Genomic DNA, 25,207 nt, shown 5'->3' on the forward strand with positions numbered 1-25,207 from the left:
CCCCGTCACTGCTGCCTCCTGCCGCGGGAGGGGTGCAGCACTGCCGCGGCGATCTCCCGTACGCGGTCCTGGGTGATCCCCGTGCGCTGTTCAACGGCGAGAGGGTGGTCGGTAGGTTCGAGCTCGATGAAGGGGCGCTGGCCGATCGGGCGGGTGTGGACGTTGGTCTTGAGGTTGAGGGTCGTGGGCGAGTAGACCGGCAGGTCGGTTGTGAGCCAGCCGAAGTACGGCTTCTCGGACTCCCGGCCTGGCGTGTCCCACAGGTCCGCCGCGCGGGAGAAGTTCTCGCGACTGAGAGACACCCAGGCACCCCAGGAGAACACCTCGTCGCTACCGATCACCGGTATCTCGATCAGGCCTTTGACGAAGTAGTGCTGCGCCTGGATCACGCACTGGTCTGACGAGAGCAGGCAGTCGTCGGCGTTAGCGAAGGTCGGATCCCAGACAGCTGGGGCTTCGGCCGTGTAGTTCATGGGCAGCTCAGGGTGGTGCGCGCCGCAGCACGAGCAGGCGAATCCGAGATCACTGGTCATGACGGGGAGCCTAGTGATCGGCTTCGGTGCAACCGGTCGGTACCCACCTGCTGGCCCGCCTTGCTGCGCAGCGCCTAGATCTCAGGCGGGCCATCTCGTGATGGCCTCGCGCGCTGAAGCCCAGACGCGTTCGAACTCGGCCGACGTAATCTCGGCTGCGGAGTCGGTCTCCTGCCAGCCGTCCAGGCTGCCCTCGGCGAGGATGCCGTACTTGTGCTGGTAGACGGCCATCGCGGTTCGGTCACCGCGGTCGCGGATGTCGAGGACCTCGCTCAAAGCCGCTGCGGTCACCGGCTTCAGAGTGGGGCCCTGGAGATCGACATGGCGGAGTGCCCAGCCCTCGGAGTCGAGCTCGAAGTAGGACCAGGTGTCGAGATCGTCGTAGTAGGAGCGTATCCATCGCGTGCCGCTGATTTCCGGGGTCCTTGTCTGTCGCGGTGGAGGGTCAGGGGAGAGTTGTCGAGGGAGCCAAAGCCGCTCTTGTGCGCGGGGAATCGGCGCACCCGCGTCGATCTGCCGAGCCAGCGAGTTTGCGTGTTCGACGAGAAGCTCTCGCAGCTCAGCGTAGTGGGGCAGGGCATCGGGCCGGGTCAGCTGAAACCAGGTGGTGTGACGCCGATTCGCCCAGGCGCGTTGAACGTGCTCCGTCTTCCCGGCCTCGATGGGACGGGGAGCGAAGAGATGTTCGCCTCGAGTGACGCAGCTCCAGATGAAGATGGAGGCGTCCTGCCGTTTACGGTCATCGAGCACCGGCTGCGCGGACCCTGCGGTGGGCGGCAAGCGGTTGATCAGCGCTTGCCATTCACCGCGGCTGAGGTTCCAGTCCTCAAGGACCGAACGGCGGTATTGATAGTCGACGGGGTCGGTCTCGGCGGCCAGCTGGTCGGCGAGGTTATGCAGTGCCTTCTCAAAGGCTGCCGGGCCTTGTAGGGCGCGTGACCAGCGGTGCGCGTCGTTGGCCGGGGTGAACTGCATCCGGCCGGGCGAGATCCCGAGGAACTCGGCTGCTTCGTTCATGGAGCCTCCGGAGACCCAGTGAACGAGGCGGACGGCAGCAGTCCGCCGCAGGATCTTGGGGGTGATGCCTTCCAGGTGACTGAAGTGCTCCTCGAACCAGCGGGGCTCGAGAAAGGCCGGGATGTGTTCGGGCCCGTAGTCGCTGCGGAACATGCCAGTCAGTCCGTGGGAGCCACTCGCGCGCCGGAACGTGCGCGTCAGCGGTTCTGCCGCGTGGCGCATCCGTGCCGAGCAGGAACTTTCCAGGCGGTTGAACAGACGCCCCCAGGCGTCTCTGGGCATGCGGTTCCTGCGGGAGGACTCGACGAGCAATTCTGCCAGCGTGTTCCGCAGGTCTTGCGCCTTCAGGAGCGTGTGGGACGCGTTGAGGAGTGCTGCGCAGAGGGCGGCGTCGCGTGGCGGCGTGTAGAGCACACGGTTGCGCTCGCCAGCGGTGCTCCCCACGGCCTGGGCGTTCTGGACGTACGTATTCATCAGCGCAACGACGTCTTCGTCGACGAGTGACCGGGTTTGTGGCCACGAAGAGGTCACCAGTGCGGCGATGAGTCGCAGATCGGTGAAGTACTGCGAGGCATCTTCGGGGGGACGATCTGAGGTGAGCAGACCGAGGATGTGTGCTTGAAGACTGAGGAGCCGTTCCGTGGGTTGGAGCGCTGCCCTGCTGGGCGTCCTGTCCAGCCTGGTGCCACATGCCGGCGTTTTGCGTTTGGCGGGAGATGGCTGGGCGGGTTGTCGGCGGCACTGGGCCGGATGCAGGGCGGGGTCGTTCGCTCGGTGAATCAGGGCGTCGGTTCCGCTTTCGGCGCCGCCGCATCGTCGGCAGTGATGCTCGAGATAGCGCTTGTGATCCAGGCAGGCGAAGACGACCGGGAGATGCCATGCCTTTTGCCACGCACCTCCGAGTTGCTTCTGGATGGGCGAGGCGTCCCCGGCCAGGCACTTCGGGCAGTGTCGAGGGCTGATGAAAAGCCACGGATCCCGCCCGGCCCGGGTGGTTGGTTCGCCGGAGGCGCCGACCGGCGGGTAGCGGTCCTTCCAGCCGGCCAAGGTGAGTTCCATGACCTCGGCCAGGCTGAGCCTTGTCGCGCGGGCGAAGGCGACGGCGTCGCTGGGATCGAGTTCCAGTAGAAGTCTGTGGCGGATGTGGCCGCCAACGGGCTCGGAACGGCCGTCTGCCATGCGAGCAATATGCAGTGGGGGAACGCTGAGCCGGTGTGAGAGACGCAGGATGAACCCCGGAAGCGACTCGCCGGTGAGCGGAACCAGGCTTCGAGGAAGCGGATGCACGGCTCGTCTCCCTTCACGTGCCCGTTGTCGCGGCAGGGCCGCGGTCGTCGAACACCGTATTCCTGGGGCGCTTGCGCTTGCTGGTGCCGGACGACCTCCTGCCGCCACTGCCCGGGACGTTGGGGATCTCGCCTGCACTGGGGTCACGGCCCGGTGCATCGTCGACCGTGATGTCGATGCCGTCCAGCAGAGCTTCTGTGAGGCATTCCGCGCCCGAGTCGATGGCTTCCTGGCAGCCGTCCTCGGCCAGTCGCTCCAGCAGGCCGACCACTCCGTTTGTGTGCTCGAGGAGGTACTCGGGCATGTGGCCGTCCGTGAGCATTCCAGAGGGCGCTTTTAGCAGTCTCAACTGGGCTTCGACGCCGGTCAGATGGCTGATCCAAGCCGTCATCTGAGCCGGAGTGTCGTAGCGGAATCGGTCCAGTTCGACCAGATCGAAGCGTCGTTCCGTCTGGGTCGACTCCAGACCGTGGGTTCTGGCATGTCGTGACGCAGGGAAGATTACCTGCCGGGAGCGGGCATCGTGGCGCCCCTCTCTCAGCAGGCCCGAGCCGGGAATGTCGACACCCACCAGGACGAGGGTGACGTGCATGCTCATGAAGGCCCGGATCAAATCGAGGGTGTCCTGATCATCGGCCCTGTGCAGGCGAAGCCTCGTAATATCGTCCAGAATCAAGGCTTTTGTGCCGTGATCGTGCAGAGAGTTGGCGACCTGGCGGATGAGGTCGGGTAGATCCATCCGCGGGTTGAGCGGCGCGCCGTAGAAGTTCAGGATGGCCTTACAGGTGCTTTTCGGCTTCGCGGTCACTGGCGTCTGGACGTATGCGACAGGGATGTGCAGATCGCGGGCCCCGGCAACCGCCGCGGGGTTGAGGTGTCGGTGCAGCTCAAGCCACGAGTCCTCGAAGGTCGCAGCGATCTCACAAATCGTCTCTGTCTTGCCCTGGTAGCCGCCGCCGGTCACCATCACGCCGGCCCTCGTGCTGGGTTTCCGCTTGAGCGCGTTGGTCATGATGCGTCCGTGCAGCAGCTTGGTGACGGCCTTGGTCATCGGAGTCTGCAGAAGCGGCAGGTTGGCGTGAGTGGCCGCGCGGTGCAGATCATGCAGAGACCTTCTCCGTCCGCTCAAGCGTCGCCACTCGGCAAGGCCCAGTCGGGGCGCGGGCACGAAGCTGTTGCGGGTCGTTCGCCAGTGCTCCCATCCACTCACGGTGTCCCGCATAGGCGGAGAGCCGGGCAGGAGGAATGGGACCGGCCCGTCGTCTCCCGGGGTGCTCATGCAGGCTCCGGACTCAGCTCGGGGGCCTGACCATCGTCCTCATCCTCGTCGGGCAGCAGGAACAGATTTCGGGCCCGCAGGGAGTCCCCCAGCAGCGGCGGAGGCGGCGGCGGCTGGGAGACGGCGGCTTCGCGGCGACGCTGGCGATCCTCCGTGACGGCCCGGCGGGTTCGCTGAGCGAGCTCAGCGGGCCGGTCGGGTGGAGGAAGCCTATTCAGCGGAGTGGACGGCCGGTCGGCGGCGGCAGCACGTGCCCGCTCCATCTCGCGGGCCCGTTCGGTCTTCTGCTGGGCTGTCATCTGGGTCGGCCAGTCCGCAACCGGTGTCCGTGCAGCCAGCAGCTTGAGCAGGACCGGCAGCAGTTCCCTGTCATCCTGCGGCTTGAGCCCAGTGCGGGCCGCCTCGCGGAGGAGTTCGCGTACGCGTGTGTCGGCGAAGGCCGGGACGTCATCCCCGGGCGGCAGTCCGTTCCAATCCAGAGCATGCCAGCACCCGGACCGTTCGGGATCTTCGAAGTAGACCCGCCGGCAGTCCCGTGGATCGCAGTTGACCGCCCACTTGCCTGCGTGACGTCCGCCGCGGCCGGAGCGTCGGCCGCGGAAGGCGTCCAGCACGGGGTCGGTGCCGCCGTACCAAAGTCCGCCGATCTTCACCCCGCGCCGTCGGTCGATCTTCACGAAGTGGGCGGGCAGCAACTCGTAGTACAGATCCGGCTCGGGAATCTCCAGGCTGATCCCGTCGCGGGCTGCCGCAGCGGCGAACAGCGTGTTCGGGCTGTGCCGCCCGCCGGGGTCCCAGGCCGGTGCGTACTGGCCCAGCCTGCGGTTTTGCCAGACCGCGACGATCCAGGTCGCCAGTAGATGTTCCATCTCCGCGAGCGTCCAGACCGCGTCGCCTTCCGGGTCGGCGCCGCGGTCGGCGATATCGACGCCGCGGTAGCCGAGCAGCATCTCCAGCAGCAGTGACTGGATTCCTGAGAACGCGCGTTCGCAGGCGGCCTTGTCGGTCGGCCGCATGGCGCGGGCCGGCAGCAGATCGATTCCCAGTCGGCGGGCTACGGAGACGATGTGATGGTTCTTGTAGACGCTGCCGTGGTCACTGGTCACCGTCTCCGGGGCGAAGAACGGGAGTCCGGCCACCTCGTGCCCGGCGAACTGGGCGACCAGCGCGGCCGGGACGCCAGGGTAGGGCCACTCCATCTCCTGGCCCCAGCCGGGGCGCATTGGCAGCGGCCGCAGAACATCCCGGAGCAGCATCGCCACCTCCACCGACGACTCCGACACCGGCGTGAGGCGGAACGCGACCAGGGAATGCGAGTAGGCGTCGAGCGCGAGGGTGAGGTGGGCGGTGATCGGGAGGCCGAAGATGTCGTCGAGGACCTTCACCGGCAGCGGCGTGGTGTCCAGCGCGACCACCTGGCCTGGTCGGGTGACCACGACCTTCGCCTTCCCCGTCTCCACTGCGGCAGCGGAGCGGACATAGCGCTGACGAGTGCCGCCGCTCCCGAACCACTCCTTCCACACGTTCGCCAGCGTCGTGTAGTGCGGGACGTGTACCTCGGCGTCGAACTTCTCGGCCACGTACTGGTGGATCATCCGTTCCTTGGTCTTCATGCTCACCTTTGAGCGGTGCAGGCACTCGGCGTGAACGGCCCGAATCGCCTCGGCGACCTCCTCGGTGACCGCCCGCCGCCCTCGCAGGGGCGGCGTCCACCGCCCGTCCGCCAGGCCCATCAGCCCGTGCTCGGCGTACTGGGCGGCCATCCGCTTCAGTGTGCGTTCACTGAACCATTCCAGTCCCAGGTGCTTGGCCTCCTGGCGGTCCAGTTGCCTCAGCTCGGCCGCCTTGGTCTGGCGTCGCTCGGTCAACGTGGTGTGCGACGGGTCGTACTCGGACCTGGGCTCTCCCGGCTGTGCCCAATGCCGACTGCCGCTGCGGTAGCCGGTCTGGACCTCCAGGAGATGCGCCATCCTGATCCGTGCCCTGGTCAGATCATGTTCCTGGAGATCTTCGGCCCCTGATCGCTGGCGCCCCTCAAGCATCACGGCCTCCCCGTCGGATAGATCCACGCAGCGTCACCCAACGGCTGGGCAAGATCCACCGCCAGGCGCCGGTGCCATAGGAGATGGACAGCATGCGCGCGAGCGACCGCAGGCAGCGACGTGGCGTCCGTCAGCTCTCCCAACCGCCGTGGACGTTCGGAGGCCAACTCCAGCAGTTCACCGTGCAGGCCGAGACGGTCGGCCATCGGCCGACGTCGGGCAGACAGCGCGTCCAGCCCGGTGACCACGTTATGGCGCCAGCCGGTCACCACCAGGTAGCGCCATCCGGCTGCGGCTGCCGCCCGCTCGGCCGCGGCGAACTTCACTAGTAGGGCTTGGTTATCTTGGGGGAAGGAGGGCGTGTTGGCCTCGCGGAGGTGAGGGCCATGGCTCCGCAGGAGCTCGTGGAGGCCCAGGACCGGTTGGCGGCGTTCGCGGCCGAGGTGTTCGCCCCGTTGGGACGGTCCGACCAGCGGCGGTGGGGCGAGCGGTATGTGCGCGGGCTGCTCGGTGCGGGCCGCCGCAAGTCGATGGAGCCGATGGCGGCCCGGCTGGGGGTGGACCGGCAGGGCCTGCAGCAGTTCCTGGCCGACGCCCCGTGGTCCCATCAGATGGTGCTGGCCGAGCTGGCCTGGCGCATGGAGCCGGTCATCCGCCCGGCCGCCTGGGTGATCGACGATGTGTCCTTTCCCAAGGACGGCCACGCCTCGCCCGGCGTGGCCGCGCAGTACTGCGGGGCGCTGGGCAAGACCGCCAACTGCCAGGTCGCCCCGAGCGTGCACCTGGTCACCGACGCGGCCTCCTGTCCGGTGAACTGGCGGCTGTTCCTGCCCGAGCAGTGGGACGTGACCGCCGCGCCCGCCGAGGACGCCGACCAGGTGGCCAAGCGCCGCCGCCGGGCCCACATCCCCGACGAGGTCTGGCATGTCGCCAAGTGGCAGCTGGCCGTCGACATGGTCGACGAGCTGCGGTGCTGGGGGCTGGACCCGCCGCTGATCGTGGCCGACGAGGGCTACGGTCAAGACGGTGCCTTCCGGCTGGCGTTGGAAGAGCGCGGCATCGACTACGTGGTCGGGGTGCGTTCGGACACTGCGGTGCTGCCCGAGACCGCCACGCGTACCGCTCCGGCCTGGTCGGGCACCGGCCGGCCCCCGGTGCCCCGCTACCGGCAGGCACCCACCTCGGTGCGCACGCTGGTGCAGGACGCCGGGCACGGCGCCCTGCACCGGGTGACCTGGCGGCAGGGCTCCAAGGGCCCGTTGCGCTCGCGGTTCGCCGCACTGCGGGTGCGCCCCGCCGGAGTGCGGCTGCGCCGGGCGCACCCCGGCGAGGACCTGCCGGTGTGCTGGCTGCTGGCCGAGTGGCCCGCCGGCGAGAAGGAGCCGACCAAGTACTGGCTCTCCACGCTGCCCGCGGACACCCCCCTGCGGCACCTGGTGCGCTCGGCGAAGCTCCGCTGGCGGGTCGAGCACGACTACCGCGAGCTGAAGACCGCCTTGGGGCTGGGTCACTTCGAGGGCCGCACCTGGAACGGCTTCCACCGGCACCTCACCCTGGCCTCGGTCGCCCAGGCGTTTTGCACCCTGGAGCGACTGTCCCCGAAAGCGGCGGCCACGGCCTGACGACCTACCAGGTCGTGGCCGGACTGCAGGTCCTGCTGGCCTGCTGGGCCGGGCGCTGCCCGCTGTGCCGGACGCCGCTGCCCCCACCCAGACACACCAAGCCCATCCCAACCTAACCAAGCCCTACTAGGTCCTTGTCCTTGATCAGATGGCCGGGCCGGACGTCGATCAGCACCGCTGTCCCGGGCAGCAGCACCAGGAAGTCCGGGGTGTGGTCCTCGGTGCCGTCGGCGGTGGTGAACCGCAACCTGAACGGCTGGGCCAGCACCTCCTCGACACCACCCACGAAGTCCAACGCCAGCAGCAGACGGCGCTCAGCCAGGCTCTCGAAGCCATGCATCCGGCCTGTGGCCAGCATGTACTGCAATCCGGGACGGTGCCGCTGTCCCGCCTGCCAGGTGAAGGCGCGTACTGGGGCCGACACGAACACCGGAAAGCCGGCCAGGTCCCGGACGGGGCAGATCACCTCAGCCCGAGCCGCCTTCCACGCCGTGATCCACCGACACGTCCACCCCGGCCCCGTCTCCAGCCCTGCGGCTGCTGTCGGGTCGACGGCGTACGGAACGACGAGGTCATCGAGGGTGCAGTTGTGTGACCACACGGGTCCCGGCTCAAGGGCCAGAGTACGGGCCGATACCTCCATGCCACCAGCACAGCCCGCCCGAGCGGCCTCCCGTACAACTTCCCACGAAAACCCAGCAGGTGAGTGCGGCGACCGCTACCCTGCGGGCCACCCCAGACACTCACAGGCCAACTCGACCGCTCATGGGCCAACTGAAGCGCTCAGTCACACGGGCTTCGACAGAGTCCCGCTGTCGAGGATTGCATAAACGTGCAACAGAACGTATAGTCATGCCATACAGGAGGAGGGTTCCATGGCGGTACGCGTGGCGGTGGCCGGAGCGAGCGGTTACGCGGGTGGGGAGCTGCTGCGTCTGCTGCTGGCGCACCCGGAGGTCGAGATCGGTGCCCTGACCGGGAACTCCAACGCCGGTCAGCGGCTCGGCGCGCTGCAGCCGCATCTGCTGCCCCTCGCCGACCGGACACTGCAGGAGACCACCCCCACGGTCCTCGCCGGACACGACGTCGTGTTCCTCGCCCTGCCCCACGGGCAGTCCGCCGCCGTCGCCGAGCAACTCGGGCCCGAGGTGCTCGTGGTCGACATGGGCGCGGACTTCCGGCTCGAGAGCGCGGCCGACTGGGAGAGGTTCTACGGCACCCCGCACGCCGGGACCTGGCCCTACGGCCTGCCCGAACTGCCGGGCGCCCGCGCCGCGCTGGAGGGGTCCAAGCGCATCGCGGTGCCCGGTTGCTACCCGACCGCCGCCTCGCTCGCGCTCTTTCCCGCGTACGCCGCCGGGCTCGCCGAGAACGAGGCTGTCATCGTCGCGGCCTCCGGCACCTCCGGCGCGGGCAAGGCCCCCAAGCCGCACCTGCTCGGCAGCGAGGTGATGGGGTCGATGTCCCCGTACGGTGTCGGTGGTGTCCACCGGCACACCCCGGAGATAGTCCAGAACCTCCGCGCCGCCGCCGGCGAGCACGTGTCCGTCTCCTTCACGCCGACCCTCGCGCCGATGCCCCGGGGCATCCTCGCCACGTGCAGCGCGAAGGCAAGGCCCGGCGTCACCGCCGAATCGGTGCGCGCCGCGTACGAGAAGGCGTACGCCGACGAGCCGTTCGTCCGGCTGCTGCCCGAGGGGCAGTGGCCCGCCACCGCGTATGTCTACGGTTCCAACGCCGTTCAACTGCAGGTCACGTACGACGTCGCCGCGCACCGCATCATCGCGATCAGCGCCATCGACAACCTGACCAAGGGCACCGCGGGCGGCGCCGTGCAGAGCATGAACATCGCCCTCGGGCTCGACGAGAGCACCGGGCTTTCCACGATCGGAGTCGCACCGTGAGTGTCACGGCAGCAAAGGGGTTCCGGGCGGCGGGGATCGCCGCCGGGATCAAGGAGAACGGCAACCCGGACCTGGCCCTTGTGGTCAACGACGGGCCCCGCCGTGCCGCCGCGGGCGTCTTCACCTCCAACCGCGTGAAGGCCGCACCGGTGCAGTGGTCCGAGCAGGTCCTCAAGGCCGGACAGGTCTCCGCGGTCGTCCTCAACTCCGGCGGCGCCAACGCCTGCACCGGTCCGAAGGGCTTCCAGGACACGCACGCCACCGCGGAGAAGGCCGCCGAGGTCCTCGGCCGGGGCGCCATCGAGGTCGCCGTATGCTCCACCGGCCTCATCGGCGTCCTGCTGCCGATGGACAAACTGCTCCCGGGCATCGAGACGGCCGCCGCCCAGCTGTCCGAGCACGGCGGCGAGAAGGCCGCCATCGCCATCAAGACCACCGACACCGTGCACAAGACGTCCGTCGTGAGCAAGGAGGGCTGGACCGTCGGAGGCATGGCCAAGGGCGCCGGCATGCTCGCCCCCGGCCTCGCCACCATGCTCGTGGTCATCACCACGGACGTCGACGCCGACGACGAGACGCTGGACAAGGCCCTGCGAGCCGCCACCGAGGTCACCTTCGACCGGGTCGACTCCGACGGCTGCATGTCGACCAACGACACCGTGCTCCTCCTGGCCTCGGGCGCGTCCGGGATCACCCCCGGCGACGAGGAGTTCGCGGAGGCCGTCCGCGAGGTCTGCGCCGACCTCGGCCGGCAGCTCATCGGCGACGCCGAGGGCGCGAGCAAGGACATCAAGGTCGAGGTGATCAACGCCGCGACCGAGGAGGACGCCGTCGAGGTGGGCCGCTCCATCGCCCGCAACAACCTGCTCAAGTGCGCGATCCACGGCGAAGACCCCAACTGGGGCCGTGTCCTGTCGGCGATCGGCACCACGAAGGCCGCCTTCGAGCCGGACCAGCTCAATGTCGCCATCAACGGCGTCTGGGTCTGCAAGAACGGTTCCGTGGGCGAGGACCGGGAGCTCGTCGACATGCGCTACCGCGAGGTGCACATCGTTGCCGACCTCGCCGCGGGCGGAGCGACCGCCACCATCTGGACCAACGACCTCACCGCCGACTACGTCCACGAGAACAGCGCCTACTCCTCATGAACAACGGAACGACGCGCAAGCACACCGCGCTCCCCAAGGCGCAGATCCTCATTGAGGCACTGCCCTGGCTGACCCGCCACCACGGCAAGACGGTCGTCATCAAGTTCGGCGGCAACGCCATGGTGAACGAGGAGCTGAAGGCCGCCTTCGCCCAGGACGTGGTCTTCCTGCGGCACGCGGGGCTGAAGCCGGTCGTCGTACACGGCGGCGGACCTCAGATCAGCGCCGCCCTGGACCGGCACGGCATCGTCAGCGAGTTCAAGGCGGGCCTGCGGGTCACTACCGAGGACGCCATGGACGTGGTACGGATGGTGCTGGCCGGGCAGGTGCAGCGTGAGCTGGTCGGGCTGCTCAACCAGCACGGCCCGCTCGCGGTCGGCCTCACCGGCGAGGACGCACACACCATCACCGCCACCAAGCACCGGCCCGAGATCGACGGCGTGTCCGTCGACATCGGGAGGGTGGGCGAGATCACCGAGATCGACACGGGCGCGATCGAGGCCCTGCTCGCCGACGGCCGCATCCCGGTCGTCTCCTCCATCGCCCGCAGTCAGGACGACGGACATGTCTACAACGTCAATGCTGATACGGCGGCTGCGGCTCTGGCTGCGGCACTGGGCGCCGAAACCCTCATGGTCCTCACGGACGTCGAAGGCCTCTACGAGGACTGGCCCCACTCCGACGAGGTGATCAGTCGCCTGACCGCCACCCAACTGGAAAAACTGCTGCCGGAGCTGTCCTCGGGCATGGTGCCGAAGATGGAGGGCTGCCTGCACGCCGTCCGCAACGGCGTCAACACCGCCCGCGTCATCGACGGCCGGGTCCAGCACTCGATCCTGCTGGAGATCTTCACCGACGAGGGCATCGGCACGATGGTCCTGCCCGACGCATCCGATCAGGGGAACAAGGGGGACGCGGTATGACCGCCGGCTCGGCCAACGAGCAGCTCACCCAGCGGTGGCAGGGTGCGCTGATGAACAACTACGGCACCCCCCGGCTGCCCCTCGTCCGAGGTGAGGGCACCCGGCTGTGGGACGCCGACGGCAAGGAGTACCTCGACTTCGTCGGCGGCATCGCGGTCAACGCGCTCGGCCACGCCCACCCGGCCGTCGTGGAGGCGGTCGGCAGGCAGATCGCCTCGCTCGGCCATGTCTCCAACCTGTTCATCGCCGAACCGCCCGTCGCCCTGGCCGAACGGCTGCTCCAGCTCTTCGGCCGGGACGGCAAGGTCTTCTTCTGCAACTCCGGAGCCGAGGCCAACGAGGGCGCCTTCAAGATCGGACGGCTGACCGGGCGCACCCATATGGTCGCCACCGAGGGCGGCTTCCACGGGCGCACCCTGGGCGCCCTCGCGCTGACCGGCCAGCCCGGCAAGCAGGAACCGTTCCTTCCGCTGCCCGGCGATGTCACGCACGTCCCCTATGGCGATGCGCAGGCCCTGGCCGCCGCGGTTACGGAGGACACCGCCCTGGTCATCATCGAGCCGGTCCAGGGCGAGAACGGGGTCGTCGTCCCGCCCGCCGGCTATCTCAAGGCGGCACGCGCGATCACCGCCGCCACCGGGGCGCTGCTCGTCCTCGACGAAGTGCAGACCGGTGTCGGACGCACCGGGCACTGGTTCGAGTACCAGGCCCACGAAGGCGTCCTGCCGGACGTGGTCACGCTTGCCAAGGGGCTCGGCGGCGGCCTGCCGCTCGGCGCCACCGTCGCCTTCGGCCGCGCCGCGGACCTGCTCCAGCCGGGACAGCACGGCACGACCTTCGGGGGGAACCCCGTCGCGTGCGCCGCCGGGCTCGCCGTCCTCGACACCATCGCGGGCGAGGGTCTCCTGGACAACGTCAAGCGGCAGAGCGAGAAGCTGCGCGACGGAATCGAGTCCCTGGGGCACCCGCTCGTCAGCCATGTCCGGGGCTCCGGCCTGCTCCTGGGTATCGTGCTCACCGAGCCGCTCGCGCCGCGGGCGCAGCAGACGGCTCAGGACGCCGGTCTCCTGGTGAACGCGCCCGCCCCGAACGTCGTACGGCTGATGCCGCCGCTGAACCTCGGCGACGACGAGGTGGGGGTGTTCCTCCGGGCGCTTCCCGGTGTCCTCGACGCAGTGAACGGGGACGGACGAGCCGGAGAATGAGACGACGATGAGTCAGGCGCAGGACCACGAGCACGCGGGGCCCGCCCTGCCGCAGACCCGCACCGCACGCCACCGCCGGATCGTTGACATCCTCAACCGGCAGCCGGTGCGCTCCCAGAGCCAGCTGGCGAAACTCCTCGCCGACGACGGGCTGAGCGTCACCCAGGCGACGCTCTCCCGGGACCTGGACGAGCTGAACGCGGTGAAGATCCGCAACACCGACGGAGACCTCATCTACGCGGTCCCCAGCGAGGGCGGCTTCCGCACCCCGCGCGCGCCGCTCGGCGAGTCGGCCAAGGAGGAGCGGATGCGGCGCCTGTCCCAGGAGCTGCTGATCTCCGCGGAGGCCTCCGCCAATCTCGTGGTCCTGCGTACACCGCCGGGTGCGGCCCAGTTCCTCGCCTCGGCCATCGACCAGGCGGAACTGCACGACATCCTCGGAACCATCGCGGGCGACGACACACTGCTGCTGATCAGCCGCGACCCGACCGGTGGCCAGGCGCTGGCGGACCATCTGCTGCGATTGGCGCAGAACAACCACTGAGACACGTTCGGGAGGGCGTACCGGACCGGTACGCCCTCCCGCGTTCGTCTCTCCTGCTCACCCCAGGGGGCGTGCCCTTTATCCCAGGCGCGCCGCAAGGCCTCCGGTGCACCGCACCTCGTCGCCCGCCGTGATCAGCAGGGCCTCCACGTCCGGCAGGGACTCCAGCCAGTCCAGCGCCTGCCGCGAGCCCATCGCGAACGCGGCCGTGGCCCAGCAGTCGGCCCAGGTCAGCCGGGGGCCCACCACGGTCACCGCCACCAGGTCCGTGACAGCGGATCTGCCGGTGCGGGGGTCGACGATGTGCGCGCCGCGCTCCGCGGTCCCGGACGTGGCCACGGCCAGTTCACGGTCGACGGCCGCGGAGACCACCGCCGCGAGCCCGCCGGGCCGCAGCGGGTCCGCGATGCCCACGCGCCAGGGCCGGTGCGGTGCGGGCATGCCGTACATCTGCACGTCTCCGCCGCCGTTCACACTGACCCCGTCCGCCCCGGACGCCGCCAGCAGCCGGGCCGCCCGTTCGACCGCCCAGCCCTTCACGATCCCGGTCGGGTCGACCTCGCCCTGGAACCTCGTGCTGAACCAGCCGTCGCTCACCCGCTCCGCCTCGGCGCCGAGGGCGAGCACCTCGGCGACCTCCGGGTCGCACTCCTCGATCGTCAGCTCTCCACGGGCCAGCCGCGAGACCTGGCTGTCCTCCCGGTAGGTGCTGAACACCTCGTCGACGCGGTGCAGGCCCGCGACCGCCTGCTCCAGCGCGGTCTGTACGGTACCCGGCGCGCCTCCGCGCACGTCGAAGGAGACGACGGTGCCCATCACCTCTTCCACATGGCGCAGCGCGGGCGGTGCCCCGGCGGGGTCGGTCATCTCGCCGACCACTCAGCCACCGGCCTTGTCGAGGGCCGACTGCAGCGACTCCTTGTATCCGGCGCTGGTGTACGTGGCGCCGGAGACCGCGTCGATGTGCGCACTCTGCGCGCTCACCGCCTCCTGGTTGAGCTTGGGCACGGCGAGGGCGGTCTTCTGGTCGCTGACCCCGCCCTTGGGTGCCTGGACGGCCTCGGCCTCGGTGATCTTCCCGCCGCTGACGGTGAGGCGGACCTGGACGTTGCCGTACTGCGTCTGGGACACATCACCCGTCACCGTACGTGCCTGGGCCGAGGTCCCGGAACCGCCTGCCGCCCCCGACGAACCGCTCCGGGACCCGGAACCGCCTGCCACCCCCGACGAACCGCTCCCGGAGGCGGCCTTCGCCTTGTCGATCGCCGACTGCAGCGACTGCTTGTATCCGCCGCTGGTGTACGTGGCGCCGGAGACGGCGTCGATCTGCGCGCTCTGCGCGGCGACGGCCTCCTGGTTGAGCTTGGGCACGGCGAGGGCGGTCTTCTGGTCGCTGACCCCGCCCTTGGGTGCCTGGACGGCCTCGGCCTCGGTGATCTTCCCGCCGCTGACGGTGAGGCGGACCTGGACGTTGCCGTACTGGGTCCGGGCCACGTCACCGGTGACCGTCCGCGTGCCCGTCTGCTGCCCGCTGCCGCCCTGCGGCGACTCCTGCGCCGCCGCGGTCTGCTGGGGGGCGGCTCCGTCGGCCGCCTGGGCCGAGGCCGGGTCGGACGCCGGCTTCAGCGACAGCAGCAGCACGATCCCGGACACGGTCGCGGCGCCCGCCAGCACGGCACGCCGAATGGGGTGGCTGTTCCTCATCTCTCCTGAGCTCCTGATGTCCGTCGCTCACATCTCGAACGACTCGTGATGGATGCGGCGGGCAGGGACCCCCGCGCCGCGCAGTGCCTCGTACACCTGCTGGGCGAAGCCGGGCGGCCCGCACATGAAGACGTCGTGCCGGTCGATGTCCGGCAGCTTGCGGCGCAGAGTGTCCGCGGAGATGTCCGGGCGCTCGCCGTCCGGACTGTTGACCGCGTACATCAGCCGTGCCCCGCGTTCCTCGGCGATCTGGGCCAGCTCGTCCCACAGGGCCAGGTCCTGAGTGCTGTTGGCCCGGTACAGCAGCGTCAGATCACCCGCCGCGCCGGGCAGTGTCTCGAACAGCGCCCGCATCGGCGTGATGCCGACGCCGCCCGCCACCAGCAGCACCTTGCCGCGGCTGCGCCGGTCGGCGGTCAGCGCCCCGTACGGGCCCTCGGCCCACACCCGGGTGCCGGGCTCCAGGTCACGCAGCGCGGAGCTGTGGTCGCCGATCGCCTTCACGGTGATGCGGAGCATGTTGGGGCGGGGCGCCGCCGACAGCGAGTACGGATGCGAACTGAAGCGCATGCCGGGCGCGAGGAACCGCCAGCGGAAGAACTGCCCGGCCTCCGCGCCCATCCGGTGCAGCTTGCGCCCGCTCATCAGCACCGAGACGATCCCGGGCGTCTCCTCGATGACGGCTTCGACCCGCAGCCGGTGGCGCATGTTCAGCCGTACCGGGGTGATGATCCGGTACCAGACCATGAGCGCGGTCACCGACCCGTACAGCGCGTACCAGGCGGTCTTCGCCTCCGGCTGGGCGGCGAACTCGTTGCCCGTGGACAGCTGGTGCCAGAACGACAGGTACGTGGCCGCGTAGGTGAGCAGATGGACGTGGTACCAGAGGTCGTAGGAGATCCTGCGGCGGATCGGGCCGATCGAGATCAGCCCGATGAGCACCAGCAGACCGGTGCCGATGGCGGCAAGGCCGACGTCCGGCAGCTGGTTGATCGAGTCGATGGTCTGCTGCACGATTCCGCCGAGGCTCCTGCCCGCCTGGAGGGCGTAGCCCCACATGGTCAGGAAGAGGTGGGCGAGGACGAGGCAGATGGTGTAGCGGCCCGTCATCGCGTGCCAGCGGGCGACCCGGTCGGAGCCCACGCGGCGCTCCAGGGCGGGCACCCGCGCCATCTGCAGCACGACCAGCGCCATCAGATAGCCGGCGAGCAGGCCGGTGATCCGGCCCGCGTTGAGGATCTTGCTGGTGTTGTCGGCGATGGACGGGGTGTTCATCCACCACAGCCAGATGACGCCCGCCGCGCCCGCCCAGACGGCGACGACCAGCGGGACGGCAGGGGAGCGGCGTGGGCGGATGGCGCGCATCGTCTGGCGCCGCGCGGCGCGGCCACCGGCGATCGTGGACACGGTCTCCTCCGTGGTCCTCCGTGGGACGGGTGAGGCCAGTGGCCCCCTTGGCCCACAGGTACGTGGCGGAACGGCCACGCGTTCAACCCTTCGCAGAGTCCAGTGCCGACTGGAGTGACTGCTGGTAACCCTGACTCGTGTAAGTCGCCCCGGAGACGACGTCGATGTTCGCGCTCCGGGCGGCCAGCGCCTCCCGGTTCAGCTGCGGGACGGCATAGCTGTTGATCTCCTGGTCCCTCGGGTTCTCCTGCGGGTACGTCACCGCCGTCACATCGGTCAGCTCGCCGTTCTTCACCGTGATCCGGACCTGGACGGGGCCGTAGCGGGTCTCGACCGAGTCCCCGGTGACGGTCCTCGTGCCCGCCGTGCTCGCCGTGGCCGGCGCGCTCGATCCGCTGGAACCGCCCGCGTCGCCGGACCCAGCGGACCCGCCGGATCCGGCCGACGCGCTAGCAGTACTGGTCGGGGCAGGTGCGGCCACGGCCGGAGCGGGCGGGGTGTGCGGCTTCAGCGACAGCAGCAGCACCATCCCGGTGACGGTGGCGGCACTCGCCAGCACGATCCGGCGCAGCGGGCTCTTCCTCTTCAACGGGTGCATGACGGCCTCACAGCTCGAACGACTCGTGGTGGATACGGCGGTCGGGGACGCCGGCCGCGTGCAGCGCCTCGTACATGTCCTCGGCGAAGCCGGGCGGGCCGCACAGAAAGACGTCGTGGTCGGCGAGACCGGGCACCGCCGAGTGCAGGGCCCCGGGCGTCAGGCGCGGGCGCGAGCCGTTCTCGCCGTTGAGGGCGTACAGCACCCGGGCGCCGCGCCAGCGGGCGATCGCCTCGAGCTCGGCCCCCAGCGCCAGGTCCTCGGCCGCGCCGGCCCGGTACAGCAAGGTCACCTCGCCCGGCAGGGTCTCGAAGAGGGCGCGCAGCGGGGTGATCCCGACGCCGGCGGCGATCAGCAGCGACCTGCCCGTGGTCTGCCGGCCCGCGGTCAGCGACCCGTACGGGCCCTCCGCCCACACCCGGGTGCCGGGCCGCAGCCGGGCCACCAATGTGCTGTGGTCGCCGAGCGCCTTGACAGTGATGCGCAACTGGGTGCGGCGCGGCGGTGCCGACAACGAGTACGGCGTGGACGTCCAGCACAGGCCGCGGGTGAGGAACCGCCACCGGAAGAACTGCCCCGGCTCGGCGTCCAGCTCGTCCAGGCGCCGGCCGCGCACGACGACCGACCAGACGCCCCGTGCCTCCTGGTGCACCGACTCCACCCGGAAGCGGTGGCGCAGATTGGCCCGCACCGGGACGAGGAGCCGGAACCACACGACGAGGGCCGCGACGCCCAGGTACAGCACGTACCAGGCGGCCTGCGCGGCCTTGTTCCCGATGAACTCCGCGCCCAGCGCCAGCTGGTGCCCGAAGGTGAGGAAGACCGCCGCATAGGTCAGCAGATGCGTGTAGTACCAGAACTCGTGGCTGATCCTGCGGCGGACGGCACGCGCCGAGGTGATGCCCACCGCGAAGAGCACGAGGGTCCCGAGAGCGGCCTTCAGCATCTCGGGGTAGTGCAGGACCACGTTGACCGTCTCGTGCACGATCGAGGCCCGGTCCTGCGCGGCGTACCCGGCCAGGATCAGCACGATGTGCGCGACCAGCAGACAGACCGTGTACCGCCCCGCCATCGCATGCCAGCGCGCCACCCGGTCCGAACCGATCCGCCGCTCCAGCAGCGGCACCCGTGCCATCAGCCCGACGAGCACCGCGCAGGAGTACCCGCACAGCAGACCGGCGATCCGTCCCGCCCCCTGCAGCCGGCCGGCCGTGCCCACGACCGAGCCGGTGCTCTGCCACCACAGGGCCACCACGGCCGCCGCCCCGGCCCACAGCAGGGCCGGCACCAGGCCTGCCGGGAAGCGCCTGACGAGCGGTGGCGCGGGCGGCGCCTGCTGCTGGTGGACCGTGGTCATGATCCGTTCCTTTCGGACATCGGGAACGCAACTGTGCCGCCGGAACCTCTGTGGCGGCTCTGAGGAATCTGAGCCCGTGCTGAAGAAACCGGGGGAGGGGCCCCTGGGCAGGGGACCCTCGGCGGGCGTGCCCCGGCATTCATGGCGAACTCAGAGGAAGCGGCCTCCACGGACGCCGCCGGGAGGGGGGATCCTGGAGAGCGCGATGAACACACCCCGCTCCGGCCGCCCCGCCCTCACCCGCCCCGACGGCACGCCCCTGCGCGTTCTCGTCGTCGATGACGATCCGGACCTCGCCGAGGTGCTGTCGGGAGCCCTGCGGTACGAGGGCTGGGAGGTGCGCACGGCGGGCGACGGCGCCTCGGCCGTCACCGAGGCCCGCGATCTGCTGCCCGACGCCGTCGTCCTGGACGTGATGCTGCCGGACACCGACGGCTTCGCCGTGCTGCGCTCCCTTCACGAGGTGAAGCCCGAGGTCTGTGTGCTCTTCCTCACTGCCCGCGACGCCGTGGAGGACCGGATCGCCGGCATCACGGCGGGCGGAGACGACTATGTGACCAAGCCGTTCAGCCTCGAGGAGGTCGTCGCCCGGCTGCGCGGACTGCTGCGCCGGGCCGGCATGGCGCGCCAGCTGGAGGAGGGCCCCCGGCTGACGGTCGGCGACCTGGTCATGGACGAGGAGGCCCGCGAGGTGACCCGGGCCGGCCGGCTGATCGAGCTGTCGCCGACCGAGTTCGAACTGCTGCGCTTTTTGATGCGCAACCCGCGGCGGGTGCTCAGCAAGCCGCAGATCCTCGACCGGGTGTGGTCCTACGACTTCGGCGGCCAGGCCCATGTCGTCGAGCTGTACATCTCCTACCTGCGCAAGAAGGTGGACGCCGGCCGTGAGCCCATGATCCACACGGTGCGCGGGGCCGGATACGTGCTCAAGCCGGGGGCCCGGTGAGGGCCCGGCTGCGGTGGGTGCGGCACCTGCCCTGGCCGCGCACGCTGCGATCCCGGCTGACCGCCGGGCTCGTCGTCCTGCTCGCGCTCTGCTGCGCCACGGTGGGGGTGGCCGCCGTGGTGGAGCTGAACGGCTTCCTCACCGGCCGGCTCGACCAGCAGCTGCGCGACGTCGGCCCGCGCTTCCCGGCGAGCCTGGAGCACGGCGTCAGGCTCTCGGACCACGACGGGGACGAGCACGGCGACACCCGCAAGCAGTCCACCGGGACCTTCGGCGCCTGTGTGGTCCACGGCACGGTCACCAGCGCGGCGGTGGTGCGCCCCCTCAGCGACAGCACCCATCTGAGCGCCCCGCTGGACACGCGGGACCGGCGCATGCTCGCAGCGATCCCGACGGACGGCCGGGGCCACACCGTCCGTCTGGCCTCCCTCGGCGGGTACCGCCTGATGGCGGCGGCCGCCCCGGACGGCGACGTGCTGATCACCGGACTGCCGCTGGAGCCGGTCGAGGCCGCGGTGCACCGCCTGGAGCTCGTCGCCGTGGTCGTCTTCGGCGCGGCCCTCGCGGTCACCGGGGTCGCCGGCGCCCTGTGGGTGCGCTGGTCCCTGCGGCCGCTGAACCGGGTGGCCGCGACCGCCACGCGGGTCAGCGAACTCCCGCTCGCCAGCGGTGAGGTCGCCCTGCCGCCGCGCGCCCCCGAGAACGAGCCGCGCAGCGAGGTGGGCCGGGTCGCCACCGCGTTCAACCGCATGCTCGGCCATGTCGAGGACGCCCTGACCAAGCGGCACGCGAGCGAGGAACGGCTGCGCAGCTTCGCCGCCGACGCCAGCCACGAGCTGCGCACTCCGGTCGCCTCGGTCCGCGGACATGCGGAGCTGGCGCTGCTGCACCCGGGCCCGGTCCCGCCGGAGGTGACCCGGGCACTCGAGCGGATCGCCGCCGAGTCGGCCCGCATGGGTGAGATGGTGGACGATCTGCTGCTCCTGGCCCGTCTGGACGCGGGCCGCCCGCTGGAGCGGCGCCCCGTCGACCTGACCCGTCTGGTCCTGGACGCGGTGACCGACGCGCGTGCGGCCGGTCCCGGTCACCGCTGGACGCTGGAGCTGGCCGAGGAGCCGGTGACGGTGACCGGCGACGAGCACCGCCTCCACCAGGTGCTGGCCAACCTGCTGGCCAACGCCCGTCTGCACACGCCGGAGGGCTCGAAGGTGACCGTCTCGCTGGAGGGCGGCGGTGCCGGGGCCGTGCTCACGGTCCACGACGACGGGCCGGGGGTCCCGGGAGACATCCAGCCGGGTGTCTTCGAGCGCTTCACCCGGGCCGAACATCGCCGCCGCCCGGAGAACCACGGCGGCGGCGCCGGGCTCGGCCTGTCGATCGTGGCGGCGGTGGCCGAGGCGCACGGCGGGAGCGTGGGACTGGAGAGCCGCGCGGGATCGACGACGTTCACCGTGCGGCTGCCCGCGGCCCGGGCTAGTAGCGGCTGATCGCGGTCGTCCCGCCGGCCGTCCCGATCGCGATGTGCGGCCGCCGCGAAGAGTCCGCCCACTGCAGGAGCCGCCGCATCGCGTCCTCCGGCACCGACACACAACCGGCCGTCGCGCCCTTGCCGTTCACGTGGAGGAAGATGCCGGCGCCGCGGCCGCGCACCGGATGGTGGTAGTTGAAGCCGATGACCAAGGCATGCCCGTACTGGGGGTCATAAGCGGCCACGTGCTCCGACTCGGAGGCGCGGCAGTCGGGCGGGAGGGGCTCGGTCCAGCGGTTGTAGGAGGTGGAAGCGCTGTCCTCACACCACCACGAATCCTGGTGGACCGGGCGGTACAGCGTCTTGGTGCCCGTGGGGGCGGCCTTGATCCCGAACGCGTACGGCAGGTCGTACAGGCCGGTCGGTGTCGTGCTGGTGCCCTGAGTGCGCGAGCCGCCCTCGACGAGCCCGCGCGCGCCGAAGCGTGCCGGTGCCGAACCGGCCTTCACCCACCGTCCGTCCCGGCGGTCCCACCAGCTGACCGTGCCCGACGTCGCGCCGGTGGTGGGCGCCAGGGCGGTGATCAGCTGGGTGCCGCCGCCGGTGTCCGTCAGCCGCTCCGGCAGCGGGGCGTCTTCACGGGGGACCGGCGCGGCACCGAGCAGAAGGAGGGAGGCGAAGGCGAGGGCGGCTACGACACCAGGACGCATGCGTCAGAACGTAGACGGCGGCAGCGGCAGAGGCAGGCCCGGCAGGCCGTCGAGGCTGGTTTCGACGTGTTCTTTCCTCCGAAAGTAGTCGCTGAGGGAAGGGTCGTCCTCACGTGCGAACCGCTTGCCGTGCAGGTCGCGGTCCTCCTCGTAGGACATGAAGGGCACCGCGTAGCCGCAGGAGTCCCGCACGTGCTCGGCCGTCACGACGATGATCGCGCGCAGACCGTGAGGAGTCGGGTCGATCTCCGGGAAGTGCTCGAGGAGTCCCGGGAACCGGGGGTCGTCGCGGAAGACGGCCTCGCCGCGGCCGTGCACCCGCACGATGTTCGGCGGGCCCTGGAAGGCGCACCACATGAGGGTGATCCGGCCGTTCTCCCGCAGGTGAGCGATGGTCTCGGCGCTGCTCCCGGCGAAGTCCAGGTAGGCGACCGTGAGTTCGTCGACGACGGCGAACGAGCCCCTGAGTCCCTTGGGGGAGAGGTTGACCGTGCCATCGCCCGACAGCGGTGCGGTGGCGGTGAAGAAGACGGGTTGCGCCTCGATGAACGTACGCAGTCTGCCGTCAATGCGTTCATAGGTCTTACCCATGTCCACCGATTATTGGTGAAAGTCGTTCGGCTGTCTAATGAATCGCCGCTTCCGGTTGCCCGTGTCCGCAGGCCCGGTCGAAGCCCCTCCGTGGCGAGGCCCGTGGCGCCGCGCGTGGCTGGATTGACGAATCATGCATGGTGCTGCATACTCATGCATATCAGCGAATGCACTGTGAGGGAGAAACCCGTGACCGAGCGCGTCGTACTCGCCTACTCCGGCGGTCTGGACACCTCCGTCGCCATCGGCTGGATCGCCGAGGAGACGGGCGCCGAGGTCATCGCCGTTGCCGTGGACGTCGGCCAGGGCGGCGAGGACCTGGACGTCATCCGCAAGCGCGCGCTCGCCTGCGGTGCCGTGGAAGCCGAGGTCGCCGACGCCAAGGACGAGTTCGCCGACGAGTACTGCCTCCCGGCGATCAAAGCCAACGCCCTCTACATGGACCGCTACCCGCTGGTCTCCGCGCTCTCGCGGCCGACCATCGTCAAGCACCTCGTCGCCGCGGCCAAGAAGCACGGCGCCACGACGGTCGCGCACGGCTGCACCGGCAAGGGCAACGACCAGGTCCGCTTCGAGGCCGGCATCGTCGCCCTCGCCCCCGACCTGAAGTGCATCGCACCGGTCCGCGACTACGCGATGACCCGCGACAAGGCCATCGCGTTCTGCGAGGCCAAGAACCTCCCGATCGCGACCACCAAGAAGTCGCCGTACTCCATCGACCAGAACGTCTTCGGCCGCGCCGTGGAGACCGGCTTCCTCGAGGACATCTGGAACGCCCCGATCGAGGACATCTACGAGTACACCTCCAACCCGGCCGAGCCCCGTGAGGCCGACGAGGTGATCATCACCTTCGAGAAGGGCGTCCCGGTCGCGATCGACGGCAAGCCCGTCAGCGTCCTGCAGGCCGTCCAGCAGCTCAACGAGCGCGCCGGCGCCCAGGGCATCGGCCGGATCGACATGGTCGAGGACCGGCTGGTCGGCATCAAGTCCCGTGAGGTGTACGAGGCTCCGGGCGCGATCGCCCTGATCAGCGCCCACCAGGAGCTGGAGAACGTCACCGTCGAGCGCGAACTCGCCCGCTACAAGCGGCAGGTCGAGCAGCGCTGGGGCGAACTGGTCTACGACGGCCAGTGGTTCTCCCCGCTCAAGCGCGCGCTGGACGGCTTCATCAACGAGGCCAACGAGCATGTCTCGGGCGACATCCGTATGACCCTGCACGGGGGCCGTGCCGTCGTCACCGGCCGGCGCTCCCAGAAGTCGCTGTACGACTTCAACCTCGCGACCTACGACACGGGCGACACGTTCGACCAGGCCGCGGCCAAGGGCTTCATCGACATCTACAGCCTGTCGTCGAAGATCGCCGCCAAGCGCGACCTGGTCTGACCGCCCGGCCACCTGGCACGCACTAGCCTGACAGCCGCCTCCTCACTTGCCGAGAGTGGGGAGGCGGTCGCACACCGCCACCTTCGAGGAGCAACGCAGAGTGAGCAGCAACAGCGGTGACGTACGGCTCTGGGGCGGCCGTTTCGCCGACGGTCCCGCCGAAGCCCTGGCGAAGCTGTCCGCATCCGTCCACTTCGACTGGCGCCTCGCGCCGTACGACATCGCCGGTTCTCGTGCCCATGCGCGCGTGCTGCGCACGGCGGGGCTCCTCACCGACGACGAGTTGGCGCGCATGATCGACGGGCTCGACCGGCTGGAGGCCGACGTGGCCTCCGGCGAGTTCACCGGCACCGTCGCCGACGAGGACGTGCACACCGCCCTGGAGCGGGGCCTTCTGGAGCGGCTCGGCCCCGACCTCGGCGGCAAGCTGCGCGCGGGCCGCTCCCGCAACGACCAGGTCGCCACCCTCTTCCGTATGTACCTGCGCGACCACGCCCGGATCATCGGCGGTCTGATCGCCGACCTCCAGGACGCGCTGGTCGGACTGGCGGAGGCGCATCCCGGCGTGGCGATGCCCGGCCGTACGCATCTGCAGCATGCCCAGCCCGTGCTCTTCGCGCACCACATTCTCGCTCATGTGCAGTCCCTGTCCCGGGACGCCGAGCGGCTGCGCCAGTGGGACGAGCGCACGGCCGTGTCCCCGTACGGCTCGGGCGCGCTCGCGGGCTCCTCCCTCGGCCTCGACCCGGAGGCGGTCGCCAAGGACCTCGGCTTCGAGCACGGCAGCTCGGCCAACTCCATCGACGGCACGGCCTCCCGCGACTTCGCCGCGGAGTTCGCCTTCATCACCGCGATGATCGGGGTGAACCTGTCGCGTATCGCGGAGGAGGTCATCATCTGGAACACGAAGGAGTTCTCCTTCGTCACCCTGCACGACGCCTTCTCCACCGGCTCGTCGATCATGCCGCAGAAGAAGAACCCGGACATCGCCGAGCTCGCGCGGGGCAAGAGCGGCCGGCTCATCGGCAACCTCACCGGGCTCATGGCCACCCTGAAGGCACTCCCGCTCGCGTACAACCGCGACCTGCAGGAGGACAAGGAGCCGGTCTTCGACTCCATCGACCAGCTTGAGGTCCTGCTCCCGGCCTTCACCGGCATGATGGCGACGCTGACCGTCCACCGTGAGCGGATGGAGGAGCTGGCGCCGGCCGGTTTCTCGCTCGCCACCGACATCGCCGAGTGGCTGGTCAAGCAGGGCGTGCCGTTCCGGGTCGCGCACGAGGTCGCCGGTGAGTGCGTGAAGGCCGCCGAGGCCGAGGGCAAGGAACTGGACGAGCTCACGGACGAGCAGTTCGCGAAGATCTCCGCGCATCTGACCCCCGAGGTGCGGTCCGTGCTGAACGTGCCGGGTGCCCTCGCCTCCCGCAACGGCCGCGGCGGTACGGCGCCCGAGGCGGTCGCCGTGCAACTCGCCGAGGTGAAGGCCGACGTGGCGGCCCAGCACGCGTGGGCGACGGCAAAGCAGAAGAAGTAGCAGGT

23 protein-coding genes are annotated in these 25,207 nt (G+C 70.1%); 10 read left to right on the forward strand and 13 right to left on the reverse strand.

Annotation, left to right across the window (positions count from 1 at the left end):
* Window positions 1-5 precede the first annotated feature (5 nt).
* The 5 genes from ACQEXA_RS43065 to ACQEXA_RS43085 all read right to left on the reverse strand — a co-directional run bounded on the left by ACQEXA_RS43065 (window position 6) and on the right by ACQEXA_RS43085 (window position 6,484).
* The gene (locus tag ACQEXA_RS43065) at window positions 6-473 is read right to left on the reverse strand and encodes a DUF2199 domain-containing protein (RefSeq protein WP_432939005.1); all 468 of its coding nucleotides are present in this window, start codon (window positions 471-473) and stop codon (window positions 6-8) included.
* Between the two features lie 141 nt (window positions 474-614).
* Entirely contained in the window at window positions 615-2,945 is a 2,331-nt protein-coding gene (locus tag ACQEXA_RS43070) for a TniQ family protein (protein ID WP_433132720.1), read from the reverse strand.
* Window positions 2,851-3,888 (reverse strand): TniB family NTP-binding protein, encoded by a 1,038-nt coding sequence (locus ACQEXA_RS43075; protein ID WP_432925784.1) that lies wholly within the window; start codon window positions 3,886-3,888, stop codon window positions 2,851-2,853. The genes ACQEXA_RS43070 and ACQEXA_RS43075 overlap by 95 nt, the downstream gene beginning before the upstream one ends.
* Before the next feature lie 224 nt (window positions 3,889-4,112).
* A complete protein-coding gene (locus ACQEXA_RS43080) occupies window positions 4,113-6,086 on the reverse strand; it encodes a transposase (RefSeq protein WP_433132722.1) in 1,974 nt (657 codons plus the stop codon).
* 71 nt (window positions 6,087-6,157) lie between these two features.
* Window positions 6,158-6,484 carry a hypothetical protein gene (locus ACQEXA_RS43085; RefSeq protein ID WP_432925780.1) on the reverse strand — a complete coding sequence of 109 codons (327 nt, stop codon included), beginning with the start codon at window positions 6,482-6,484 and terminating at the stop codon, window positions 6,158-6,160.
* 60 nt (window positions 6,485-6,544) lie between these two features.
* Here ACQEXA_RS43085 and ACQEXA_RS43090 point away from each other — a divergent pair, with 60 nt between their 5' ends.
* A complete protein-coding gene (locus tag ACQEXA_RS43090; protein ID WP_433132447.1) occupies window positions 6,545-7,780 on the forward strand; it encodes an IS701 family transposase in 1,236 nt (411 codons plus the stop codon).
* A 112-nt stretch (window positions 7,781-7,892) separates the two neighbouring features.
* Here ACQEXA_RS43090 and ACQEXA_RS43095 read toward each other — a convergent pair whose 3' ends face one another.
* The gene (locus ACQEXA_RS43095) at window positions 7,893-8,423 is read right to left on the reverse strand and encodes a hypothetical protein (protein WP_432925777.1); all 531 of its coding nucleotides are present in this window, start codon (window positions 8,421-8,423) and stop codon (window positions 7,893-7,895) included.
* Between the two features lie 232 nt (window positions 8,424-8,655).
* Between ACQEXA_RS43095 and argC the strand changes: the two genes are divergently transcribed.
* The 5 genes from argC to ACQEXA_RS43120 are packed head-to-tail and all read left to right on the forward strand — an operon-like array spanning window position 8,656 to window position 13,504.
* The gene (gene argC, locus ACQEXA_RS43100; RefSeq protein ID WP_432925775.1) at window positions 8,656-9,684 is read left to right on the forward strand and encodes an N-acetyl-gamma-glutamyl-phosphate reductase; all 1,029 of its coding nucleotides are present in this window, start codon (window positions 8,656-8,658) and stop codon (window positions 9,682-9,684) included.
* Window positions 9,681-10,832 (forward strand): bifunctional glutamate N-acetyltransferase/amino-acid acetyltransferase ArgJ, encoded by a 1,152-nt coding sequence (argJ, locus tag ACQEXA_RS43105; RefSeq protein ID WP_432925773.1) that lies wholly within the window; start codon window positions 9,681-9,683, stop codon window positions 10,830-10,832. The genes argC and argJ overlap by 4 nt, the downstream gene beginning before the upstream one ends.
* Window positions 10,829-11,755, forward strand: coding sequence for an acetylglutamate kinase (gene argB / locus ACQEXA_RS43110; protein WP_432925771.1), 927 nt, complete (start codon window positions 10,829-10,831; stop codon window positions 11,753-11,755). Before argJ ends, argB begins: the two co-directional genes overlap by 4 nt.
* A complete protein-coding gene (locus ACQEXA_RS43115; RefSeq protein ID WP_432925769.1) occupies window positions 11,752-12,960 on the forward strand; it encodes an acetylornithine transaminase in 1,209 nt (402 codons plus the stop codon). The genes argB and ACQEXA_RS43115 overlap by 4 nt, the downstream gene beginning before the upstream one ends.
* A gap of 7 nt (window positions 12,961-12,967) precedes the next feature.
* Window positions 12,968-13,504, forward strand: coding sequence for an arginine repressor (locus ACQEXA_RS43120; protein WP_359389835.1), 537 nt, complete (start codon window positions 12,968-12,970; stop codon window positions 13,502-13,504).
* 78 nt (window positions 13,505-13,582) lie between these two features.
* On the opposite strand, the gene ACQEXA_RS43125 is transcribed toward ACQEXA_RS43120, so the two are convergent.
* From ACQEXA_RS43125 to ACQEXA_RS43145, 5 genes are all read right to left on the reverse strand, one after another.
* Window positions 13,583-14,371 carry an FAD:protein FMN transferase gene (locus ACQEXA_RS43125; RefSeq protein WP_432925767.1) on the reverse strand — a complete coding sequence of 263 codons (789 nt, stop codon included), beginning with the start codon at window positions 14,369-14,371 and terminating at the stop codon, window positions 13,583-13,585.
* Window positions 14,372-14,383: 12 nt separating this feature from the next.
* Window positions 14,384-15,208: an FMN-binding protein gene (locus ACQEXA_RS43130; protein WP_432925766.1), complete on the reverse strand. Its 825-nt coding sequence runs from the start codon at window positions 15,206-15,208 to the stop codon at window positions 14,384-14,386.
* A 27-nt stretch (window positions 15,209-15,235) separates the two neighbouring features.
* A complete protein-coding gene (locus ACQEXA_RS43135; protein WP_432939003.1) occupies window positions 15,236-16,573 on the reverse strand; it encodes a ferredoxin reductase family protein in 1,338 nt (445 codons plus the stop codon).
* A gap of 124 nt (window positions 16,574-16,697) precedes the next feature.
* Window positions 16,698-17,213, reverse strand: coding sequence for an FMN-binding protein (locus tag ACQEXA_RS43140; protein ID WP_432925764.1), 516 nt, complete (start codon window positions 17,211-17,213; stop codon window positions 16,698-16,700).
* A gap of 7 nt (window positions 17,214-17,220) precedes the next feature.
* On the reverse strand, window positions 17,221-18,570 hold the full coding sequence (locus ACQEXA_RS43145) for a ferredoxin reductase family protein (protein ID WP_432925762.1): 1,350 nt from the start codon (window positions 18,568-18,570) through the stop codon (window positions 17,221-17,223).
* Between the two features lie 205 nt (window positions 18,571-18,775).
* On the opposite strand from ACQEXA_RS43145, the gene ACQEXA_RS43150 reads away from it, so the two are divergent.
* Together ACQEXA_RS43150 and ACQEXA_RS43155 are read left to right on the forward strand one after the other, a co-directional pair.
* The gene (locus ACQEXA_RS43150) at window positions 18,776-19,516 is read left to right on the forward strand and encodes a response regulator transcription factor (protein WP_359389850.1); all 741 of its coding nucleotides are present in this window, start codon (window positions 18,776-18,778) and stop codon (window positions 19,514-19,516) included.
* Window positions 19,513-21,003 carry a sensor histidine kinase gene (locus ACQEXA_RS43155; RefSeq protein ID WP_432925760.1) on the forward strand — a complete coding sequence of 497 codons (1,491 nt, stop codon included), beginning with the start codon at window positions 19,513-19,515 and terminating at the stop codon, window positions 21,001-21,003. Before ACQEXA_RS43150 ends, ACQEXA_RS43155 begins: the two co-directional genes overlap by 4 nt.
* On the opposite strand, the gene ACQEXA_RS43160 is transcribed toward ACQEXA_RS43155, so the two are convergent.
* Both ACQEXA_RS43160 and ACQEXA_RS43165 read right to left on the reverse strand, forming a co-directional pair.
* Window positions 20,990-21,694 (reverse strand): L,D-transpeptidase family protein, encoded by a 705-nt coding sequence (locus ACQEXA_RS43160; RefSeq protein ID WP_432925758.1) that lies wholly within the window; start codon window positions 21,692-21,694, stop codon window positions 20,990-20,992. The two genes, ACQEXA_RS43155 and ACQEXA_RS43160, sit on opposite strands and share 14 nt — an antisense overlap.
* A 3-nt stretch (window positions 21,695-21,697) precedes the next feature.
* Window positions 21,698-22,285: a pyridoxamine 5'-phosphate oxidase family protein gene (locus ACQEXA_RS43165; RefSeq protein ID WP_432925756.1), complete on the reverse strand. Its 588-nt coding sequence runs from the start codon at window positions 22,283-22,285 to the stop codon at window positions 21,698-21,700.
* Between the two features lie 189 nt (window positions 22,286-22,474).
* Here ACQEXA_RS43165 and ACQEXA_RS43170 point away from each other — a divergent pair, with 189 nt between their 5' ends.
* The gene (locus ACQEXA_RS43170) at window positions 22,475-23,668 is read left to right on the forward strand and encodes an argininosuccinate synthase (RefSeq protein ID WP_432925755.1); all 1,194 of its coding nucleotides are present in this window, start codon (window positions 22,475-22,477) and stop codon (window positions 23,666-23,668) included.
* 100 nt (window positions 23,669-23,768) lie between these two features.
* Entirely contained in the window at window positions 23,769-25,202 is a 1,434-nt protein-coding gene (argH, locus tag ACQEXA_RS43175; protein WP_432925753.1) for an argininosuccinate lyase, read from the forward strand.
* Window positions 25,203-25,207 lie beyond the last annotated feature (5 nt).

Origin of the sequence: Streptomyces sp. CA-106110 (genome assembly GCF_050936285.1) — a bacterium.
GTDB lineage: Bacteria > Actinomycetota > Actinomycetes > Streptomycetales > Streptomycetaceae > Streptomyces.

Excerpts from the sequence above, each read along its gene's own strand:
- ACQEXA_RS43090 (WP_433132447.1), top strand. The coding sequence starts at position 6,545 with ATGGCTCCGCAGGAGCTCGTGGAGGCCCAGGACCGGTTGGCGGCGTTC.
- ACQEXA_RS43075 (WP_432925784.1), bottom strand. The coding sequence starts at position 3,888 with ATGACCAAGGCCGTCACCAAGCTGCTGCACGGACGCATCATGACCAAC.
- ACQEXA_RS43080 (WP_433132722.1), bottom strand. The coding sequence starts at position 6,086 with ATGGCGCATCTCCTGGAGGTCCAGACCGGCTACCGCAGCGGCAGTCGG.
- ACQEXA_RS43140 (WP_432925764.1), bottom strand. The coding sequence starts at position 17,213 with ATGCACCCGTTGAAGAGGAAGAGCCCGCTGCGCCGGATCGTGCTGGCG.
- ACQEXA_RS43160 (WP_432925758.1), bottom strand. The coding sequence starts at position 21,694 with ATGCGTCCTGGTGTCGTAGCCGCCCTCGCCTTCGCCTCCCTCCTTCTG.
- ACQEXA_RS43135 (WP_432939003.1), bottom strand. The coding sequence starts at position 16,573 with ATGCGCGCCATCCGCCCACGCCGCTCCCCTGCCGTCCCGCTGGTCGTC.
- ACQEXA_RS43150 (WP_359389850.1), top strand. The coding sequence starts at position 18,776 with ATGAACACACCCCGCTCCGGCCGCCCCGCCCTCACCCGCCCCGACGGC.
- ACQEXA_RS43125 (WP_432925767.1), bottom strand. The coding sequence starts at position 14,371 with ATGACCGACCCCGCCGGGGCACCGCCCGCGCTGCGCCATGTGGAAGAG.
- ACQEXA_RS43130 (WP_432925766.1), bottom strand. The coding sequence starts at position 15,208 with ATGAGGAACAGCCACCCCATTCGGCGTGCCGTGCTGGCGGGCGCCGCG.
- ACQEXA_RS43115 (WP_432925769.1), top strand. The coding sequence starts at position 11,752 with ATGACCGCCGGCTCGGCCAACGAGCAGCTCACCCAGCGGTGGCAGGGT.
- ACQEXA_RS43065 (WP_432939005.1), bottom strand. The coding sequence starts at position 473 with ATGAACTACACGGCCGAAGCCCCAGCTGTCTGGGATCCGACCTTCGCT.
- ACQEXA_RS43165 (WP_432925756.1), bottom strand. The coding sequence starts at position 22,285 with ATGGGTAAGACCTATGAACGCATTGACGGCAGACTGCGTACGTTCATC.
- argC (WP_432925775.1), top strand. The coding sequence starts at position 8,656 with ATGGCGGTACGCGTGGCGGTGGCCGGAGCGAGCGGTTACGCGGGTGGG.
- ACQEXA_RS43145 (WP_432925762.1), bottom strand. The coding sequence starts at position 18,570 with ATGACCACGGTCCACCAGCAGCAGGCGCCGCCCGCGCCACCGCTCGTC.
- ACQEXA_RS43095 (WP_432925777.1), bottom strand. The coding sequence starts at position 8,423 with ATGGAGGTATCGGCCCGTACTCTGGCCCTTGAGCCGGGACCCGTGTGG.
- ACQEXA_RS43120 (WP_359389835.1), top strand. The coding sequence starts at position 12,968 with ATGAGTCAGGCGCAGGACCACGAGCACGCGGGGCCCGCCCTGCCGCAG.
- argB (WP_432925771.1), top strand. The coding sequence starts at position 10,829 with ATGAACAACGGAACGACGCGCAAGCACACCGCGCTCCCCAAGGCGCAG.